At 67.9% G+C, this 18616-nt stretch carries 17 protein-coding genes; 2 read left to right on the top strand and 15 right to left on the bottom strand.

Annotated features, from left to right (window positions below; genetic code table 11):
• Positions 1-12: 12 nt before the first annotated feature.
• A complete protein-coding gene (locus ABL843_RS04300) occupies positions 13-996 on the bottom strand; it encodes a LysR substrate-binding domain-containing protein (RefSeq protein ID WP_126021525.1) in 984 nt (327 codons plus the stop codon).
• A 61-nt stretch (positions 997-1057) separates the two neighbouring features.
• On the opposite strand from ABL843_RS04300, the gene ABL843_RS04295 reads away from it, so the two are divergent.
• Entirely contained in the window at positions 1058-2500 is a 1443-nt protein-coding gene (locus ABL843_RS04295) for an amidase (RefSeq protein WP_418119099.1), read from the top strand.
• Between the two features lie 33 nt (positions 2501-2533).
• On the opposite strand, the gene ABL843_RS04290 is transcribed toward ABL843_RS04295, so the two are convergent.
• Positions 2534-3472: a 2-hydroxyacid dehydrogenase gene (locus tag ABL843_RS04290; RefSeq protein WP_418119098.1), complete on the bottom strand. Its 939-nt coding sequence runs from the start codon at positions 3470-3472 to the stop codon at positions 2534-2536.
• Positions 3473-3518: 46 nt separating this feature from the next.
• Positions 3519-5363: an ABCB family ABC transporter ATP-binding protein/permease gene (locus ABL843_RS04285; protein ID WP_418120436.1), complete on the bottom strand. Its 1845-nt coding sequence runs from the start codon at positions 5361-5363 to the stop codon at positions 3519-3521.
• Between the two features lie 41 nt (positions 5364-5404).
• Between ABL843_RS04285 and ABL843_RS04280 the strand changes: the two genes are divergently transcribed.
• Entirely contained in the window at positions 5405-5839 is a 435-nt protein-coding gene (locus tag ABL843_RS04280; RefSeq protein WP_184634536.1) for an acyl-CoA thioesterase, read from the top strand.
• 151 nt (positions 5840-5990) lie between these two features.
• Here ABL843_RS04280 and ABL843_RS04275 read toward each other — a convergent pair whose 3' ends face one another.
• The 12 genes from ABL843_RS04275 to ABL843_RS04220 form a co-directional block, all read right to left on the bottom strand.
• Positions 5991-7097, bottom strand: coding sequence for an ABC transporter substrate-binding protein (locus tag ABL843_RS04275; protein WP_418120435.1), 1107 nt, complete (start codon positions 7095-7097; stop codon positions 5991-5993).
• A 195-nt stretch (positions 7098-7292) separates the two neighbouring features.
• Positions 7293-8057 carry an enoyl-CoA hydratase gene (locus ABL843_RS04270; RefSeq protein WP_418119097.1) on the bottom strand — a complete coding sequence of 255 codons (765 nt, stop codon included), beginning with the start codon at positions 8055-8057 and terminating at the stop codon, positions 7293-7295.
• A gap of 35 nt (positions 8058-8092) precedes the next feature.
• Positions 8093-8689, bottom strand: coding sequence for a 2-hydroxychromene-2-carboxylate isomerase (locus ABL843_RS04265; RefSeq protein WP_184634532.1), 597 nt, complete (start codon positions 8687-8689; stop codon positions 8093-8095).
• 26 nt (positions 8690-8715) lie between these two features.
• Positions 8716-9465: an SDR family oxidoreductase gene (locus ABL843_RS04260; protein ID WP_418119096.1), complete on the bottom strand. Its 750-nt coding sequence runs from the start codon at positions 9463-9465 to the stop codon at positions 8716-8718.
• 4 nt (positions 9466-9469) lie between these two features.
• Positions 9470-10306 carry an acyl-CoA thioesterase gene (locus ABL843_RS04255; RefSeq protein ID WP_418119095.1) on the bottom strand — a complete coding sequence of 279 codons (837 nt, stop codon included), beginning with the start codon at positions 10304-10306 and terminating at the stop codon, positions 9470-9472.
• Positions 10307-10334: 28 nt separating this feature from the next.
• The gene (locus tag ABL843_RS04250) at positions 10335-11234 is read right to left on the bottom strand and encodes an alpha/beta fold hydrolase (protein WP_418119094.1); all 900 of its coding nucleotides are present in this window, start codon (positions 11232-11234) and stop codon (positions 10335-10337) included.
• Positions 11235-11289: 55 nt separating this feature from the next.
• The gene (locus tag ABL843_RS04245) at positions 11290-12486 is read right to left on the bottom strand and encodes an acetyl-CoA C-acyltransferase (protein WP_418119093.1); all 1197 of its coding nucleotides are present in this window, start codon (positions 12484-12486) and stop codon (positions 11290-11292) included.
• Positions 12483-12968: an endonuclease domain-containing protein gene (locus ABL843_RS04240; RefSeq protein ID WP_418119092.1), complete on the bottom strand. Its 486-nt coding sequence runs from the start codon at positions 12966-12968 to the stop codon at positions 12483-12485. Before ABL843_RS04240 ends, ABL843_RS04245 begins: the two co-directional genes overlap by 4 nt.
• A gap of 13 nt (positions 12969-12981) precedes the next feature.
• On the bottom strand, positions 12982-15381 hold the full coding sequence (locus ABL843_RS04235) for a 3-hydroxyacyl-CoA dehydrogenase/enoyl-CoA hydratase family protein (RefSeq protein ID WP_418119091.1): 2400 nt from the start codon (positions 15379-15381) through the stop codon (positions 12982-12984).
• A gap of 36 nt (positions 15382-15417) precedes the next feature.
• A complete protein-coding gene (locus tag ABL843_RS04230) occupies positions 15418-15861 on the bottom strand; it encodes a DUF2147 domain-containing protein (protein ID WP_126021538.1) in 444 nt (147 codons plus the stop codon).
• A gap of 44 nt (positions 15862-15905) precedes the next feature.
• Complete coding sequence (locus ABL843_RS04225) at positions 15906-17702, bottom strand: acyl-CoA dehydrogenase C-terminal domain-containing protein (protein WP_418119090.1); 1797 nt, start codon at positions 17700-17702, stop codon at positions 15906-15908.
• 67 nt (positions 17703-17769) lie between these two features.
• The gene (locus ABL843_RS04220) at positions 17770-18465 is read right to left on the bottom strand and encodes a TetR/AcrR family transcriptional regulator (protein WP_184634516.1); all 696 of its coding nucleotides are present in this window, start codon (positions 18463-18465) and stop codon (positions 17770-17772) included.
• Positions 18466-18616 lie beyond the last annotated feature (151 nt).

Below are 18616 nucleotides of genomic sequence, written 5' to 3'. Positions count from 1 at the left end.
GCCGCCCTGCCGTCAGCGCTGCGGCTGGGTGCCGACGAGATAGGACCACAGCGCATCGGCCGTGCGCTTGGGCTGCAGGGTGTCGGCCGCCTTCAGCGCGGCGCGGCCGGCGCCGGCCTTGAGCGGAGCCGGTGTGCCGGGGCGCTCCCGGTACGCGCGGATTTCCATGGTCGCCTCCAGGCTGTCGATCTCCGGCGGCAGCGCGCTCACCAGCTTGCGCGCCTTGATCTCCTTGCGCACCGCGCTCTGCGGCAGGAAGGCGATGCCGTGCCCTTCGAGCGCCATCACCTTCAGGCCCTCGGCCATGTCGGTCTCGTAGACCCGGTCGAGGTGGATGGCGGTGCCCGACTCCTTCAGCAGCTGGTCGACCACGCGGCCCAGGTAGGCGCCCGGCGCATAGCCCAGGTACGGGAGCGGCTGGCCCGGGCGGCCCGGCAGGCGGTAGCGCGGCGCGCCCTCGGCGTCGGCCTTGACCCAGGGGGCCACGGTTTCCTGGCCGAGGCTGACCATCTCGTACTTGTTGGCGTCGAGCTGCAGCGGCTGCGAGGGGTGGTGGTAGGCGATCAGCAGGTCGCAGCTGCCTTCGACGAGGCGCAGCACCGCGTCGTGCACGTTGAGCGCGATCAGCCGGCTCTTGATGGGCCCGAAATGCTCCCTGAGGCTCGTCACCCAAGAGGGGAAGAAGGTGAAGGCCAGCGTGTGCGGCACCGCGATCTCGATCACGTCCTGCCCGGCGGCCGAGTGGCCGCGCAGCATGGCGCGGGTGCTCTGCAGCGACTGCAGCATCTCGATGGCCTGGCTGTAGAGCGTCTGCCCCGCAGGCGTGAGCCGGGTCGGGTACGAGCTTCGGTCCACCAGGTCGGTGCCGGCCCAGCCTTCGAGCGCCTGGATGCGGCGGGAGAACGCCGGCTGCGTCACGTGCCTCAACTGGGCCGAGCGGCTGAAGCTGCGGGTTTCCGCAAGGCTGATGAAGTCTTCGAGCCACTTTGTTTCCATACGCGGCGATTATGCGAGCGCCGCGCCATACTGGGCGCCCCCTCCTTTTCCCTCATCCGCCATGCCTCAAGCCGACCTGCTCGACCTCAGCGCCACCGAACTCTCCCGTCGCATCGCCGCGCGCGAGGTGTCCTGCCGGGAACTGATGCAGGCCTCGCTGGCCCGCATCGAGGCGCTGAACCCGCGCTTCAACGCCATCGTGTCGCTGCGCGATCCGCAGCAGTCGCTGGCCGAGGCGGACGAGCGCGACGCCGAGCTGGCGCGTGGCGAACGGCGCGGCTGGATGCACGGCTTTCCGCTGGCGGTGAAGGACCTGAGCCATGCCGCAGGCCTGCCGACCTCCATGGGTTCGCCGCTGTCCCCGCGCTCCGCCGCCCGCGCAGACAGCCTGCACGTGGCGCGCGCCAGAGCCGCCGGCGCCATCGTCATCGGCAAGACCAACACGCCCGAGTTCGGGCTCGGCTCGCACACCTACAACCCGGTGTTCGGCATCACCCGCAACGCCTACGCGCCCGAGCGCAGCGCGGGCGGCAGCAGCGGCGGTGCGGCCGTGGCGCTGGCCCTGGGCATCCTGCCCGTGGCGGACGGCAGCGACATGATGGGGTCGCTTCGCAACCCGGCGGCCTTCAACAACGTGATCGGCATGCGGCCCTCGCGCGGGCGCGTGCCGGGCAACCCCGACGAGGAACTCTTCTTCCAGCAGCTGGGCTGCGAAGGCCCGATGGCGCGCACGGTGGAAGACGCGGCGCGGCTGCTGGCCGTGCAGGCGGGCTTCGACGCGCGCGTGCCGCTGTCGTCGCCGCACGCCCTGACCTCGCCTGACGAACTGCGGCTGGAGGGCGACGCCAAGGGCCTGCGCATCGGCTGGCTCGGCAGCATCTGGCCCGACCTGCCGCTGGAAGCCGGCATCCGCGAACTCGGCGAGAAGGCACTCGGCACCTTCCGCGACATCGGCTGCGAGGTCGAGCCCTGCACGCTCGACGTGCCTCGCGAGCACAACTGGAGCGCCTGGCTGCGACTGCGGCAGCTGCTGGTGGGCGGCAAGCTGGGCGCCTACCTGAGCGATCCGAAGCTGTTCGCGCAGCTCAAGCCCGAGGCGCAATGGGAGATCGAGCAGAGCCGGCACCTCGACGCGGCCTCGCTCTACCAGGCTTCGGTGTACCGCTCGAACGTGTACCGCGCCTTTCTCAAGCTCTTCGAGCGCTTCGACTTCGTGCTGGCGCCGACGGCGCAGGTCTTTCCCTTCGACGCCGAGTTGCACTGGCCTTCCGAAGTGGCCGGCGTGAAGAGCGACACCTATCACCGCTGGATGGAAATCGTCACGCCCTTCACGCTGGCAGGGCTTCCGACGCTGAACGTGCGCGCGGGTTTCGGCGAAGGCGGGTTGCCGATGGGACTGCAGCTGGCGGGGCCGATCCATTCGGACCTCGAGGTGCTGCGGCTCGGGCATGCGTATGACCAGGCATGCGGCTGGGCGGCGCGCCGCCCCTCGGTATTGGCTTGACTCCCTCCCCCGGCGGGGGAAAGAGCAGATGCATCAGATCGGCGTGACGACGCCGCGCCCCGCGAAGTGCCCTTCGGCATTCGCGAGGAAGTGGTCCACCGACTTCTGCGTCGCCTCGGGCGACCAGCCCGCCATGTGCGGCGTGAGCAGCACGTTGTCCAGCCCGATCAGCGGCTCGGGCCGCTTCGGCTCGCTCTCGTACACGTCGAGGCCTGCACCGGCGATGCGGTTCTCGCGCAGCGCCGCGGCCAGCGCCTCGGTGTCGACCACGCTGCCGCGGCCGATGCTCACCAGGTAGCCCTGCGGCCCCAGCGCATCGAGCACTTCGGCATTGACCAGGTGCTTCGTCGCCGGGCCGCCCGGCGCGGCCAGCACGAGGAAGTCGGCCCATGCGGCGAGCGACTTCAGGTCGTCGAAGTAGCGCTGCGCCGCGCCTTCCTTCGGCTTGCGGTTGTGATAGCCCACTTCCATGTCGAAGGCCGCGGCGCGCTTGGCGATTTTCTGGCCGATGGTGCCCATGCCCAGGATGCCCAGCTTCTTGCCCGACACGTTCGGCGGCTGCGGAATCGCTTCGCGCCACACGCCTTCGCGGCACAGCCGGTCGAGCTTGCGGAACTCACGCACGATGCCGATCAGGAGGCCGAAGGCATGGTCGGCCACGCAGTCGTCGTTGGTGCCGGCACCGTTGGCGGTCGCGATGCCGCGGGCGCGCGTCACCTCGAGCGGCACGCCTTCGTAGCCCGCGCCCATGCAGCAGACCAGCTCCAGCGCGGGCATCGCGTCGATCTCCTCGGGCGTGATGCCGATCACGCCGATGGTCAGCACCGCGCGGAACTTCCTGCCGTGCTCGGCGATGGCGGCCGCGCGCTGCCCGGGGTCGAAGGCGTAGGTCATGTCGTAGACCTCGGCGATCTGGGCCTGGTGGGCGCTCGAGAGGCTGTTGAGCACCAGCAGGGGGATCTTGTTCGGCACGTCTGAACTCCTGGAATCGATAAAAAAGAAGGAACGGATGATCGCGCTACATCAGCGGTGCTGCTTCGCTCTTCTGCAAAGCCCACATCTGCGCGTAGCGCCCCTGCTTCGCGAGCAGCTGCGCATGCGTGCCACGCTCGACGATCACGCCGCTTTCGAGCACCAGGATCTCGTGCGCATCGACCACCGTCGACAGCCGGTGCGCAATGACCAGCGTGGTCTTGCCCTGCGCGGCATTCTTGAGTTCGGACTGGATCGCGCGCTCGTTGGCCGAGTCGAGCGCCGAGGTGGCCTCGTCGAAGATCACGATCGGCGGATTCTTCAGCAGCGTGCGGGCGATGGCCACGCGCTGCTTCTCGCCGCCCGAGAGCTTCAGGCCGCGCTCGCCCACCGTCGTTTCGTAGCCCTTGGGCGTGGCGACGATGAAGTCGTGGATGCGCGCGGCGCGGGCGGCGGCTTCCACCTCTTCACGCGTGGCGCCCGGGCGGCCGTAGGCGATGTTGTATTCGACGGTGTCGTTGAAGAGCACCGTGTCCTGCGGAACGATGCCTATGGCCTTGCGCACGCTCGACTGCGTCACTTCGCGGATGTCCTCGCCGCCGATGGTGATGCGGCCTTGCTGCACGTCATAGAAGCGGTACAGCAGCCGCGCCAGCGTCGACTTCCCCGAGCCCGAGGGGCCGACCACAGCCACCGTCTTGCCGGCCGGGATCTCGAAGCTCACGTGCTTGAGGATGGGCCGGGCGGGCTCGTAGGCGAAGCTCACGTCCTCGAAGCGCACCGTGGCATCCACGCCGGCCAGCGGCCGCGCATCGGGCGCGTCGCGCACCTCGCGCTCCTTTTCCATCAGCACGAACATCTTGTCGAGGTCGGTCAGGCTCTGCTTGATCTCGCGGTAGATCACGCCCAGGAAATTGAGCGGAATGTAGAGCTGGATCATGAAGGCGTTGACCATCACCAGGTCGCCCAGCGTCATGCGCCCGTCGACCACGCCCGAGGTCGCGCGCCACAGCATCAGCACCAGGCTGATCGCGATGAGCGCCTGCTGGCCGGTGTTGAGCATGCTCAGCGTGCGCTGGCTCTTGATGGCGGCCTTGCGGTAGCGGTCGAGGCTGGCGTCGTAGCGGCCGGCCTCGAAGTCCTCGTTGTTGAAGTACTTGACGGTCTCGTAGTTCAGGAGCGAATCGACCGCGCGGCTCTGCGCCACCGAGTCGAGCTCGTTCATGGTCTTGCGGAACTTCGTGCGCCACTCGGTCACGGTGACGGTGAAGACGATGTACAGAACCAGCGCCGCCACCGTGATCCACACGAAGAAGGCATCGAACTTCACGCCCAGGATGGTGAGCACCAGCACCAGCTCGATGATGGTGGGCACGATGCTGTAGAGCGACATCGAGATCAGCGAATGCACGCCGCGCGTGCCGCGCTCGATGTCGCGCGTCATGCCGCCGGTCTGGCGCTCCAGGTGAAAGCGCAGGCTCAGCGAATGCAGGTGGCGGAACACCTCCAGCGCGATCTGCCGGGCCGTGCCCTCGGTGGCCTTGGCGAAGATCAGCTCGCGCAGTTCGCTGAACAGCGAGGTCGAGAAGCGCAGCAGCCCGTAGGCCAGCAGCAGCCCGATGGGCACGATGAGCAGCGCCTGGGCCAAGTCCGGAGCACCGGGCTTGGGCGTCATCGTGTCGACCAGGTTCTTCAGCAGCACCGGCACGCCGACGTTGGCCACCTTGGCGCCGACCATGAAGGCCAGCGCGGCGAGCACGCGCCACTTGTACTGCCAGAGATAGGGGAACAGCCGGCGCAGGGTCGCCCAGTCGGAGCGATCGCCTGCGGGTGCCGGCGCCTGGCCGCCGGCGGCGTGGGAGGAAGGAAGGGCTTCGCCGCTGCGGCGCATGGGGGACAATCGTGGTTGCTTGTTTGTTCCAGATTGTGCCCATGTCAGATACTTCCAGTGCCGCCTCCACGGCCGCCGCCACCCTCAAGAGCCTGCCCACCGACATGGAGCTGGTGCTCAAGGTCATTCCGATGCCGGCGGACTGCAACGCCAACGGCGACATCTTCGGCGGCTGGGTCATGGCCCAGTGCGACCTGGCCGGCTCCGTCATCCCCGCGCGCTACGCCAAGGGCCGGCAGGCCACGGTGGCGGTCAACGAGTTCATCTTCAAGCAGCCGGTGCGCCTGGGCGACATCCTGTCGTTCTATTCGAAGCTGGTGCGCATCGGGCGCACCTCGGTCACCGTCACGGTCGAAGTCTTCGCCGAGCGCTTCCGCGCCCAGGGCGAGTACATCAAGGTGACGCAGGCCACCTTCACCTACGTGGCCATCGACGACAACGGCCGTCCGAGGCCGATCGAGAAACCGGACGCCTGATTCGCGGCTGAAGGAGCCGGACAGCCGAACGCAGAGGGCGCGAAGGTTTCGCGAAGGACGCGAAAGAAAAACCAGATTTCTTTGGATTTCTTCTGCGATCTCTGCGGAACCTTCGCGCCCTCTGCGTTCGGCTGTCCGCTCCCCCGAAACCTCAAACCCCAGGGTCGCGCACCCGCTCGAAACGTTCGAACTCGCGGTTGACCCACCGCCCGTCGCGCCGCTCCACACGGCGGATGTACACCGTCTGCACGATGTCGCGCGTGTGGGCGTCAATCTCGACCGGGCCGCGCGGGCTCTCCAGCTTCAGCCCGCGGAACGCATCCACCAGCCGCTCTCCGCCCGCGTTGCCGCGTGCGGCCGGCAAGGTCATCGCGGCGTCGATGGCCTCCAGCGCGTCGTGCGCCGCGACCGCGAAATAGCCGGGCCGCAGATGGCTGCCGTATTCGGTCTCGAAGACGCCGGTGAAGCGCCGGTTGGCCGGCGAATCGTGGGCGAACGAATAGTGGTGGCTGGTGACGAGGCCGTCGGCCAGCTCGCCGATGCCTTCCAGGTAGTGGTCGTCGGTGGCGTCGCCCGTGGCCAGCAGGCGGATGCCGGTGTCGGCCATGCCCCGGTCGCGCCAGAACTTGAGAAAGGTGGCCGGCATCTGCCCCGAAGGCAGGAAGAAGAACACCGCCTGCGGCTTCAGTTCGCGCAGCCGCAGCATGTAGGCCGAGTAGTCCAGCGTGGCCAGCGGCACCCGCAGCATCGCGCCGATGCGGCCGCCGCCCGCGGTGAAGCCCGAGACGAAGGCGCTCTCGGCATCGACGCCCGAGGCGTAGTCGGCCACCACGGTGCAGACGTCGCGCAGCCCCTGCTGCAGCGCCCATCGGGCCAAAGGCATCGTGACCTGCCCGATGGTGAATGACACGCGCACCGCATACGGGCAGCGCACCGTGATGCCCGAGGACGCCGCGTTCATCACGATCAGCGGCAGCCTGGCCTGCGTAGCGACGTTGCCGACGGCATAGGCGTTGGAGCTGAAGTCCAGGCCCGCGAGCAACTCGACGCGCTCGCTTTCCACGAGGTCGAGCGCCTGGCGGCGGGCCTGGTCGGGCGCACTGCCCGGCACGTCGCGCCGCAGCAGTTCGACCGGCCTTCCGGCGATGTGCTGGTTGTGCGCCGCGAGCCACACGGACATGCCGGCATCGAACTGCCGGCCGCCGCCCGCGTAGGGGCCGGACCATGAACCGATGACGCCGATGCGCAGCGGCCGGATGCGCGCCAAGGCCAGCGAGGGGGCGGCCAGGGTGCCGGCCAGCAAACCTAAAGTACGCCTGCGCGAGATGCCGGATGCTACTTTTTCAGTAGCATCATTCGCCCGGTGGACGGGCGTCTTGAGCGTTCTTGTCTCCGAGGCTTGCACGCAGGACAGTGTAAGCGTGCAAGCCCCGGAAGGCGCTTCCGACCCTTGTCAGACCTTGGAGAAATCCGGCTTGCGCTTCTCCATGAAGGCGCTGAACGCCTCCCGCGCAGCCGGTTCGCGCAGCATGCGCCCGAAGCTCGCGCCCTCCTCGCCCATGCGCTCCAGCACGGCGGGCATCTGGCCCTTCTTCAGCAGGCGCTTGGTTTCCACCAGCGCGCTCAGTGGCTTGGCCGCCAGCTTGCGGGCCTGCGCCTGGGCGATGGCGTTCGCCTCGGTCGGCGGCACCACGCGGTTGACCAGGCCCACTTCGAGCGCAGCCTCGGCCATGAAGGGTTCGCCCAGCAGCAGCGCCTCGGCGGCGCGGTGGTAGCCCAGCATCTGCGGCACCAGCAGGCTCGAAGCCGCCTCGGGGCACAGGCCGAGGTTCACGAAGGGCATCGAGAAGGCGGCGTTGTCGCCCGCGTAGACGAGGTCGCAGTGGAACAGCATCGTGGTGCCGATGCCGACGGCCGGACCGCACACCGAAGCGACGAGCGGCTTGGGAAAGGTCGCGATGCCCCGAAGGAAGCGGAACACCGGCGATTCCTGCGTGGCCGGCGGTGCATTGAGGAAGTCGCCGATGTCGTTGCCCGCGCTGAAGATGGTCGGGTCGCCCTGGATCAGCACGCAGCGCACGGCCGCATCGGTTTCCGCCGTGGCCAGCGCGTCGGCCAGTTCGGCGTACATGCCGCTGGTGATCGAGTTCTTCTTGTCGACGCGGTTGAAGGTGATGGTCATCACACCGGCTTCGGTGTGGACGAGGATATCGCTCATAGAAAGATCCTTGAATGAAACGGGTGGTGCCGCCCTCAGGCGGCGTCGAGTGCTTCGCGTACGAAATCGAGCCGGTCCTGGCCCCAGAACATTTCGTCGCCGACGAACATGGTGGGCGCGCCGAACACGCCTCGCTCCACGGCTTCCTGGGTGACGGCCTTGAGCCGGTCCTTGGTTTCCTGCGCACCGGCCAGCGCGAGCAGCGCGGGCGCGTCGAAGCCCGCATTCTGCAAGACGGCGCCGACGGTCGCCGGGTCGTTCATGTTCCGGGGCTCCACCCACATCGCATGGTAGACCGCATCCACATACGCGCCGAAGCGCTCGGGCTCCTTCATCTGGATGCCGGTGGCGCCGCGCATCAGCAGCAGCGTGTTGATCGGGAAGTGCGGGTTGTGCGCGAAGGGCACGCCATAGCGCCTTGCAAAGCGCTGGAGGTCCGTCGTCATGTACGGTCCCTTGGGCTTGATCTCAGCCGGCGAATGGTTGCCGGTGGCCTGGAACACGCCGCCGAGCAGCATGGGCTTCCACACCAGCTGCGCGCCGGTGTCGGCGCACACGTGTGGGAGCTGCGTCGCGGCCAGGTAGGCGGCAGGGCTGCCGAAGTCGAAATAGAAGTCGACGGATTTCGTCATTGCTCTTGTCTCCTTCCTGGAATTCTTCAGAACTTCTCGGACCACGGGCGCAGGTCGAGCTCGTGCGTCCAGGCGTCGCGCGGCTGCGAGTGCAGCATCCAGTAGCTGTCGGCGATGTGATCGGGGTTCAGGATGCCATCGCTTTCCTTCAGCGCGTAGCGCTCGGGGAAGTTGCTGCGGATGAATTCGGTGTCGATGGCCCCGTCGACCACCACGTGCGCCACGTGGATGCCCTGCGGCCCAAGCTCGCGCGCCATCGATTGGGCCAACGCGCGCAGCGCCATCTTGGCGCCGGAGAAGGCGCCGAAGTTGGCGCCGCCGCGCAGCGAGGCCGTGGCGCCGGTGAAGATGATCGTGCCGCGATGGCCGCTCCTGGGCATCTCGCGCGCCACCATGCGTTTGGCCACCTCGCGGCCGTTGAGGAAGCCCGAGAAGCAGGCCATCTCCCACACCTTGAAGTACTTGCGCGCTGTTTCGGTGAGGATGCTCTCGGGCACGTTGGCGCCGATGTTGAACACCATCACCTCGATGGGCCCGATGGTCGATTCGATCTGCTCGACGAGCGCGACCACATCCTCTTCCTTGCGCGCGTCGCATGCGAAGGCGTGCGCGCGGCCGCCGTCGGCCTCGATCTGCGCGACCAGCGGCTGCAGCTTGTCGAGGCTGCGCCGCGTGACGCAGGCGGCATAGCCTTCGCGCGCGAAGCGGCGGGCGATGGCACCGCCGGTGGCGTCGCCGGCGCCGACGATGAGCGCGGCTTTCTGCAGGGTGGCCATGTCGCTATTCCTTGTAGTAGACGATCTGGTTCGAGGTGGCGAGCAGCACGCCCTTCTCGCTCCACAGATGCGCCGTCTGGTCGAAGAAGCCGTTGAAGAACTGCTGGCCCGCGGCACGCCCCAGCAGGTAGCCGGTGCCGACCTCGGCGAGCTGCTGCGGCCCGGCGTGGAAGTAGGTGGTGATCGACACCGTGCCCGCCGGCACGTGCTTCGCGCGGCGCAGCCACACGCGCGGATAGAACATGTCGCTCATCGCGGCCAGCGATGCGAAGTCCAGCGGCCTGGGCTCGGCGTCGCGCAGCCAGATGCGGGTTTCGCTGTGGCTCAGGCTCTCGTCCCACTTCGCGGGAATGCCGCCGCTGAAGGGGCGCATCTCGTATTGCTTGATCCACGCCACGCCAGAAGGGCCGATGCTCATGCGCTCGACCGTCTCGGGCCTGGGCGATTCGGGCATGGGCATGTCGCTCTCGCCCCATGTCTCGCGGCGCGCGGCGGTCACCACGGTGGCGGTGGTCGTCATGTTGGGCGCCCCGCTGGCGCCGGCCTGCGTGATCTGCACCGTCCAGTGCTGCGTGGAGCGGTTGGTGCGCACGGCCGTGGCCTGGATGTCGAAGGCGCCGGCTTCGAGCGCCGCCGCGTAGTTGACCGTGATCGCGATGGGCGTGCCCAGCACGTCGGGGTGCTGCATCACCGACTGCAGCGCGAGCGCCGCGGTGGTGCCGCCGAAGGGCCCGACCATGTTCCAGTAGTCGGGGCTGGTCATGCCGGTGAAGTGTCCCACGCGGATGTCGCTGTGGTGGATCTTCAGGGCCTTGTCGAAGGGGTGCGTGCTCGTCGTCATGGCGGCAGTGTGCCTCCGGTGGCCGGCGTTACGCAGTCGTGTGCGGGACGTCGGCGTGCTGCACCACAGTAAGCGAAGCGAGCCTGTGCAGCTTGTCCACCGTGCTCGGCCAGAGGCTCTGGCTGAACTGCTCGCGGAAGAAGCCGAAGTGGCCGATGCGACGCGCCTGCACGTCGGCCGGCGCGATGCGTTCGATGGCGCTCGGCGCGCCGGCATAGAAGCTCAACAGGCTGTTGGTGCCGGCGAGCGTCATGAGCTCGTCGTCGGTCATCGACAGCGCGAGCACCGGAAAGCGCACGCGGTTGTAGCTGCGCGCGGCGAGTTCGCCCTCGGCGCCGACGCTGTAGCGCGGGTTGAGGCACCAGCGCCGCCACTGCAGGATCACGCCGCGCGGCAGATCGCCCACCTTCCTGAGCTTGCGGCCCGGGAAGTAGCCGAACAGCCGCGTGACCAGCGGCACCAGCACGAACCAGAAGTAGAGGATGGTGCGCTTGAGCTTGGGCGCGTTCTCGCGCCAGTAGCCGCTGCCGGCCGCGATGCTCACGAGGCCGTCGACCTGCTCGGGCCGCTGCAGGAAGCCCGGCAGCTGCGCGCCGAGGCTGTGTCCCAGCAGGTAGAGCGGCGCACCGGGCGCCGCGGCCTTGGCGGCATCGATCACCGCTTCGTAGTCGCGCGCCCAGTCGAACAGGTCGGCATCGACCTCGCGCAGCGGCAGGTTGCCGCGCGAGTCGCCCGAGCCCCGGTAGTCGAAAGTCCAGACGCGCAGGCCCTGCTGCGAGAGCCATTGCGCGAAGGGCTCGTAGAAGGACTGGCGCACGCCCATCGCGCCGCCGATCACCACGCTCGCGCGCGGCGTGCCGGCGGGTTCGTAGCGGCGCACCGCCAGTTGCTGGGCGCCGCCGTCGACCGGAAGCTGCTGCGTAAGCATGAAGCTGTCTCCTTCGTTGTGCCGGCACTCGTCGCGGTGCCTTGCGCGTCGTCTATCAGACGCGTTCAAAGATCCCTGCGGCGCCCTGGCCCATGCCCACGCACATCGTGACCATGCCGTACTTCAGGTTCTCGCGGCGCAGCGCGTGCACCACGGTGGCCGAGCGGATGGCACCGGTGGCGCCCAGCGGGTGGCCCAGCGCGATCGCGCCGCCCATCGGGTTGACCTTCGACGCATCGAGCCCCAGCGTGTTGATGACGGCCAGCGACTGCGCGGCGAAGGCTTCGTTGAGCTCGAACCAGTCGATGTCCTCGTGCTTCAGGCCGGCATAGCGCAGCGCGGCGGGAATGGCCTCGATCGGGCCGATGCCCATGATGTGCGGCGGCACGCCCTTGCTGGCGAAGCTCACGAAGCGCGCGAGCGGCGTCAGGCCGAACTGCTTCACCGCCTTCTCGCTGGCCAGGATGAGCGCACCGGCGCCGTCCGAGGTCTGCGAGCTGTTGCCCGCCGTCACGGTGCCGCGCGCGGCGAACACGGTGCGCAGCTTGGCCAGGCCTTCGAGGCTGGTGTCGGGGCGCGCGCCTTCGTCGAGATTGACCGTGCGGGTCCTGGCGATGGACTCGCCGGTCTCCAGGTTCGGCGTGCGATCGGTCACCTCGATGGGCGTGATCTCGTCGGCGAACTTGCCGGCCTGCTGCGCGGCCAGCGCCTTCTGGTGCGAGGCGAGCGCGAACTCGTCCTGCGCCTCGCGGCTCACCTTCCACTGCTGCGCCACCTTCTCGGCCGTGAGGCCCATGCCGTAGGCGATGCCCACGTCGCCTTCGCGTTCAAAGATGGCAGGCGACAGCGAGGGCGAGTTGCCCATCATCGGCACCATGCTCATGCTCTCGACGCCGGCCGCGATCATCACGTCGGCCTCGCCCACGCGGATGCGGTCGGCGGCCATCTGCACGGCCGACAGGCCCGATGCGCAGAAGCGGTTGACAGTGATGCCGCCCACGCTGGTCGGCAGGCCGGCCAGCACCGCGCCGATGCGCGCGACGTTCAGGCCCTGCTGCGATTCGGGAATCGCGCAGCCGCAGATGATGTCCTCGATGGCCTTCGGGTCGAGGCTCGGCACCGCCGCGAGGGCTGCCTTGAGCGTGGTGGCCAGCAGGTCGTCGGGGCGGTAGTTGCGGAAGTAGCCCCGGTGCGACTTGCCGATGGGGGTGCGGGTGGCGGAGACGATGTAGGCGTCTTGGACTTGCTTCATGGCTTGAGATTCCTGGTGTCTTGTCTTGCTCGTTCGCCCGATGGGACGGCGGCTTTCTGTCTTGCTCCCTCTCCCGCTTGCGGGAGAGGGTTGGGGTGAGGGTTGTCTTCCTGCAGCGCCCGCAGGATCCGCGCGCGCACCGCGTCGGTCTCCATCAGCACTTCGTGGTTCCAGAAGCGAAGCACGCGATAACCCTGAGCTTCGATGAAGCGCGTGCGCTCCTCGTCGTACGCGACAGCCTCAGCGTGCTGCCCGCCGTCCAGCTCGACGATCAGCTTCGTTTCGATACATGCGAAGTCTGCGAAGTACGGGCCGATCGGACGTTGGCGGCGGAACTTGAAGGTGGCCATGCGGCGGTCGCGCAGGTGGTGCCAGAGCAACGCCTCGGCATCGGTCGGGGTCGCGCGAAGGCTGCGAGCCCTCACCCTAGCCCTCTCCCGCGAGCGGGAGAGGGAACCGGCCGTGTCGAGGTTTTCGCTCATGGTCCTTGCGAGATCAGTTGCGCACTGGCTTGCCGGTGCTGAGCATCCCCATGATCCGCTCCTGCGTCTTGGGATGCACGATGAGCGAGCAGAACGCCTTGCGCTCCAGCGTCATCAGGTATTCCTCGGTCACGAGCGAGCCCGCGTCCACGTCTCCACCGGTGACCACGTTGGCGATCAGGCTGGCGATGTGGAAGTCGTGCGCGCTGATGAAGCCGCCGTCGCGCATGTTCACGAGCTGGCCCTTGATGGTGGCGGCGCCGCTGCGGCCGGCCACGCGGAAAGTACGGCGCAGCGGCGGGCGGTAGCCGGCGTCGGCCATGGCCTTGGCCTGCTGCAGCGCCACATACAGCAGCTCGTCCTTGTTCGGCACGATCACGTCGCCCTCGAGCAGGTAGCCCAGCTTCTTCGAGTCGAGCGCGCCGGTGCCCACCTTCGCCATCGCGGCGGCGGTGAAGCCTTCGGTGAGGAAGGGCAGCAGGTCGGTGCCGGTGGAGGCCGAGGCGTTCTCGGCCGCGCGGCGGGCAATGTAGGTCAGGCCGCCCGCGCCGGGAATCAGGCCCACGCCCACTTCGACGAGGCCGATGTAGCTTTCCATCGCGGCAACGCGTTTGGCCGAGTGGATGGCCAGCTCGCAGCCGCCGCCCAGCGCCATGCCGCGCACGGCCGAGATCACCGGCACGTTGGCGTAGCGGATCTTGAGCATCACGTTCTGCAGCTCTTCTTCCGCGCCCTCGACCGCGCCGATGCCCGCGACCACGAAGGCCGGCAGCATCGCCTGCAGGTCGGCGCCGACCGAGAACACCTCGTCGGGCGACCAGATCACCAGGCCCTTGTACTCGGCCTCGGCCAGGTCGACCGCGGCGCCGAGCGCCTCGGCCACGTCGGGGCTGATGGCGTGCATCTTCGAATGGATGCTGGCGATGAGCACTTCGCCATCGAGCGTCCAGACGCGCACGTCGCCTTCGTCGCTGATGGTGGTGCCGGCCGTGCTGGCATCGGCCGCGTTGGCGCCGAGCACGCTCTCGGGGAACAGCTGGCGCTCATGCACCGGCAGCCTGCGCTGCGGCACGAACTTGTTCTGCGAGGCACTCCACGAGCCTTCGGGCGTGTGCACGCCGCCGGCCTCGGCCACCGGGCCTTCGAACACCCACCTGGGCAGCGGTGCGCTGCTCAGCGCCTTGCCGGCGTCGATGTCTTCCTGCACCCACTTGGCGACCTGCGCCCAGCCGGCTTCCTGCCAGAGCTCGAAGGGGCCCTGCTTCATGCCGAAGCCCCAGCGCATGGCGAAGTCGATGTCGCGCGCGCTCTCGGCGATGTCGCCCAGGTGCACGGCAGCGTAGTGGAAGCCGTCGCGCAGGATGGCCCAGAGGAACTGGCCCTGCGGTCCTTCGCTCTCGCGCAGCAGCTTCAGGCGCTCGCCCGCGGGCTTCTTGAGCATGCGGCCGTACACCTCGTCGGCCTTGGCGCCGGCGGGCACGTACTCGCCGCTCTTCAGGTCGAAGCGCAGGATGTCGCGGCCGGCCTTCTTGAAGAAACCGGCCTTGGTCTTCTGGCCCAGGTTGCCCAGCTCCAGCAGCTTGGCGAGCACGGGCGGCGTCGCGAAGTTGGCGTAGAACGGATCGGTCTCGGCGTTGAGGTTGTCCTGCAGCGTCTTCACGACGTGGGCCATCGTGTCGAGCCCCACCACGTCGGCGGTGCGGAAGGTGCCCGAACTCGCGCGGCCCAGCTTCTTGCCGGAGAGGTCGTCCACCACGTCGGGCGTGAGGCCGAACTTCTCGACTTCCTTCAGCGTTGCCAGCATGCCGGCGATGCCGACGCGGTTGGCGATGAAGTTGGGCGTGTCGTGCGCGCGCACCACGCCCTTGCCCAGGGTGCTGGTGACGAAGGCTTCGAGGTCGTCGAGCACCTGCGGCTCGGTGGTGGGCGTGTTGATCAGCTCCACCAGGAACATGTAGCGCGGCGGGTTGAAGAAGTGGATGCCGCAGAAGCGCGGCTTCAGCGCCTCGGGCAGCGCCTCGCTGAGCCTGGTGATCGACAGGCCCGAGGTGTTGGAGGCCAGGATCGCGTGCCTGGCGACGTGCGGCGCGATCTTCTTGTACAGATCGAGCTTCCAGTCCATGCGCTCGGCGATGGCCTCGATGACGAGGTCGCACTCGGCGAGCTTGTCGAGGTTGTCGTCGTAGTTGGCCTGCTCGATCAGGCCGGCGTCGCCCACATCGCCGAGCGGCGCGGGCTTGAGCTTCTTGAGGTTGTCGATGGCGCGCGTGACGATGCCGTTCTTCGGGCCTTCCTTGGCCGCCAGGTCGAACAGCACGACAGGCACACGCACGTTGACGAGGTGGGCCGCGATCTGCGCGCCCATCACGCCGGCGCCGAGCACGGCGACCTTCTTCACTTGAAATCGGGACATGTTGATTGGTGTGTGTTGTGGGAAACCGTGCGCCGCTTACTGCACGCGGTTCCAGGTTTGGGTGCGCCAGAAGGGGCCGAGATAGCCGCGCACTTCCAGCTTCTTGCCGCCATCCACTGGCGTGAAGCTCGCGCGGTATTCCTTGCCGTTCTCGGGGTCGAGGATCTTTCCGCCTTCCCAGACGTCCTTGCCCTCGGCCTTCTTGCCGCCGCGGATGATCTCCAGGCCCGCGATGGGCTTGCCCTTGCGGTCGTCGCTGCATTCCTCGCAGACCGCGTCGGGCTTGGTGTCCTTCTTCAGCGACTTCTCGATGCGCCCGAGCAGGGCACCGTTGGCTTCTGCGATGCGGATCTCGGCCTTGACCTCGCCGGTCTTGTCGTCGACGTTGCGCCACAGGCCCACCGGCGTGACGCCCGCGCCTTGCGCCATGGCGGAGGCGGCGGTGACGGTGAACAGGACGGCTGCAAGCGTTGCTTTCATGAGCGGCTCCAGGTTGGGTGTCGGTTGAGGAAGGACTCTCGGCTTCAGGCCAGTGCAGCCTCGGTGTCCATCAGCACCTTGCTGCCGGCGCGCGCGGTGCGCATCAGCGTCGCGGTCTCGGGGAACAGCTTGGCGAAGTAGAAACGCGCGGTCTGCAGCTTGCCGACGTAGAAGGGGTCGGTGTTGCCGGCGGCGATCTCGCGCAGCGCGACCTGCGCCATGCGGGCGAACAGGTAGCCGAACACGAAGTGGCCGGCCACGCGCAGGTAGTCGACGGCGGCGGCGCCCACTTCGTCGGGGTTCTGGAAACCCTTGAAGCCGATCTCGGTCGTGAACTTGGTGAGCTGGTCGCCCAGGCCGGCAATCGGGTTGATGAACTCGGCCATCTTCTCGTTCACGCCCTCTTCCTCCACCAGCTTCGCGACGAGCTTGCCGAACTTCTTGAGCGACGCGCCGTTGTTGCCCAGCACCTTGCGGCCCAGCAGGTCCAGCGACTGGATGGTGTTGGTGCCTTCATAGATCATGTTGATGCGGTTGTCGCGCACGAACTGCTCCATGCCCCATTCCTTGATGAAGCCATGGCCGCCGAACACCTGCATGCAGGCGTTGGTGGAGATGTGGCCGTTGTCGGTGATGAAGGCCTTGACGATGGGGGTCAGCAGCGCGACCAGCTCGCCGGAGTCCTTGCGCACCTTCTCGTCGGGGTGGTTGTGTTCCTTGTCGAGCAGCAGCGTGCAGAAGATCTGCAGCGCGCGGCCGCCTTCGGCATAGGCCTTGGCCGTGAGCAGCATCTTGCGCACGTCGGGGTGCACGATGATCGGGTCGGCTTCCTTGTCCTTGGCCTTCACGCCCGAGAGCGAGCGCATCTGGATGCGGTCCTTGGCGTAGGCCAGCGCGTTCTGGTAGGCCACTTCCGTCAGGCCCAGCGACTGGTTGCCCACGCCCAGACGGGCGGCGTTCATCATCACGAACATCGCGGCCAGGCCCTTGTTGGGCTCGCCAACCAGGGTGCCGGTGGCGCCTTCGATCACGATCTGCGCGGTGGCGTTGCCGTGGATGCCCATCTTGTGCTCCAGGCCGGCGCAGAAGATCGGGTTGCGCTCGCCCAGCGAGCCGTCGGCCTTGACCTTGAACTTCGGCACCACGAACAGGCTGATGCCCTTGCTGCCCTTGGGCGCGTCGGGAAGGCGTGCCAGCACCAGGTGGATGATGTTGCTGGTCATGTCGTGCTCGCCGGCCGAGATGAAGATCTTGTTGCCGGTGATGCGGTAGGTGCCGTCGGGCTGCGGCTCGGCCTTGGTGCGCAGCAGGCCCAGGTCGGTGCCGCAGTGCGGCTCGGTCAGGCACATGGTGCCGGTCCATTCGCCGCTGGTGAGCTTGGGCAGGTAGGTCTTCTTCTGCTCGTCGGTGCCGTGGGCGGCGAGCGCCTCGTAGGCGCCGTGCGAGAGGCCGGGGTACATGGTCCAGGCCTGGTTGGCGCTGTTGAGCATCTCGAACAGGCACTGGTTGACCACGAAGGGCAGGCCCTGGCCGCCGAAGGCCGGGTCGCACGACAGCGCGGGCCAGCCGCCTTCGACGTACTTGGCGTAGGCGTCCTTGAAGCCCTTGGGGGTCTTCACTTCATGCGTGGTCTTGTCGAGCGTGCAGCCTTCCTCGTCGCCGCTGATGTTGAGCGGGAAGGTCACTTCGGCGGCGAACTTGCCGGCTTCCTCGATCACCGCGTTGATGGTGTCGGCGTCGATCTCGGCATGGGCCGGAAGCGCCTTGAGCTCCTCGGCGACGTTGAGCACTTCGTGCAGCACGAACTGCATGTCGCGTACGGGGGGGTTGTAGGTAGGCATCCGGAACTCTCCTGGTCGAAGCTAGATAGAAAAAAGAAAAGGGAAAACGGAACGGGCCGCGCGCGGGTCAGCGCACGGTCTTGAGGCGGCGCGATGCGGCTGCGGGTGCGGCGGCCGCTTCGGGCTTGGGCGCGTCGGGCGTGGCGGCGCGCGCGAGGATGTTGTCGAAGCCGACGTTGGCGCGGCCGATGGAGCCGGGCACCTGCAGGAAGCGGGCTTCGTAGTGCAGCGCGAGGATCAGGCCGTGGATCTCGAACGCCAGCTGGCGTTCGTCGGCGTCGGCGCGCAGGTGGCCTTCGCTCTGCGACTGCACGATGGCGCGCAGCACGGCCGCCTGCCAGATGCTGACCGACTCGACCAGCGCATCGCGCACCGGGCCCGGGCGGTCGTCGAATTCGGAAGCGCCGCTGATGTAGATGCAGCCCGAGTCGATCTCGGTCGAGGTGCGCTTCATCCAGTTGGCGAACATGGCGCGCAGGCGCGGCAGGCCGCGCGGCGCCTTCAGCGCGGGGAAGAACACTTCCTGCTCGAAGCGCGCGTGGTATTCGCGCACCACCGAGATCTGGAGCTCCTCGCGCGAGCCGAAGTGGGCGAAGACGCCCGACTTGCTCATCTTGGTGATTTCGGCCACGGCGCCGATCGACAGCCCTTCGAGGCCGATCTGCGCGGCCAGCGCCAGCGCCGCGTCGACGATGACGGCCTTGGTCTGCTGCCCTTTCTGGGCGGCGCGCGCGGGCTTGGCGGGAACGGCGGTTGCGGTCATCGTGGAATTTCCATGCAAAAACGAACGGTCGTTCTATTTTGCAGGCCTTTCCACCCGAGGCCGCGAATTGACCTTCAGTTGTTGAAGGTTAATCGAGGCGGATCGGACCGCCATCGGGTCCGTCCCGCATCTCTCTCATGCTTTCAGGCCG

Origin of the sequence: Variovorax sp. 350MFTsu5.1 (assembly GCF_048302515.1) — a bacterium.
GTDB lineage: Bacteria > Pseudomonadota > Gammaproteobacteria > Burkholderiales > Burkholderiaceae_C > Variovorax > Variovorax guangxiensis.
This window is presented reverse-complemented; position numbering and strand designations above follow the sequence as displayed.